The organism is Undibacterium sp. SXout20W (genome assembly GCF_049340285.1).
Lineage (GTDB): Bacteria > Pseudomonadota > Gammaproteobacteria > Burkholderiales > Burkholderiaceae_D > Undibacterium.
In genome coordinates this window covers 1-930 of record NZ_JBMPPH010000109.1, presented here as the reverse complement: position 1 = coordinate 930, position 930 = coordinate 1, and the positions used below count along the sequence as shown (strand labels likewise).

1 protein-coding gene is annotated in these 930 nt (G+C 51.1%); it reads right to left on the bottom strand.

Features of this window, described 5'->3' with window-relative positions; translation table 11 throughout:
- Nucleotides 1-930: beta strand repeat-containing protein (locus tag ACO0K1_RS20205; RefSeq protein ID WP_423029000.1), on the bottom strand; the 930-nt coding region annotated here is incomplete at both ends.

Sequence of the window (930 nt, the reverse complement as noted above, 5' to 3'; positions counted from 1 at the left end):
TATTTGCCACAGCCGTACCGGTGTAGTTCAGCGTTTGTCCATTGACGCCCGTGATACTGACCTGGCCTGGTGTCAGGCTGGTGTTGCTATCGTAAGTCTTCGTTGCGTTGATCGTTGCTGTGGCTTGGCCAATATTCAGACTACCGTTCGTATAATTGACGTTGCTGTAGTTACTGTTCGTGCCGCCGACTGTATTGGCGTAGCTGCCAGCATTGGTGCCTGTGGCACCGTTGGCGGTGAAACCGGTGATGTTGCTGGCAGTATCAGTACCGACCAAGCCAGTGGCTGTGAATCCGCTCACGCTTTGTTGATTGCCGTTATACGTTCCGCTTTGGCTATTACCGATGATATTAACTGCCGTGGTCACCGCATTGATCGTCGCCTGGTTGTTGCCAGACTTAGCGCTCTGACTTGGCAAAACGTAATTTGATGCTAAACCAGTGCCATCACTTAAACCAGTAATGCCACTGACGTAGTTTGTCGCATTGGCGGAGACGTTGGCGTTGTTCGCCAATGCCGTGCCAGTGTAGTTTAAGGTTTGTCCATTGACACCTGTGATGCTGACCTGGCCTGATGTCAGGCTGGTGTTGCTGTCGTAGGTTTTGCTGGCACTGATGCTGGCGGTCGCTTGACCGATGTTCAAACTACCGTTCGTGTAGACGATGTTGCTGTAGTTACTGTTCGTGCCGCCGACCGTATTGGCATAGCTGCCAGCATTTGTGCCTGTGGCACCGCTGGCGGTGAAGCCGGTGATATTGCTCGCGGTATCGGTACCAACTAATCCTGTCGCTGTGAAACCATTGACGCTTTGTTGTGTCGCGTTATAAGTACCGCTTTGGCTATTGCCGATGATGTTAACTGCAGTTGTGACAGCATTGATCGTCGCTTTGTTATTCACCGATGCATTACTTAATGCAGGCAGAATATAGT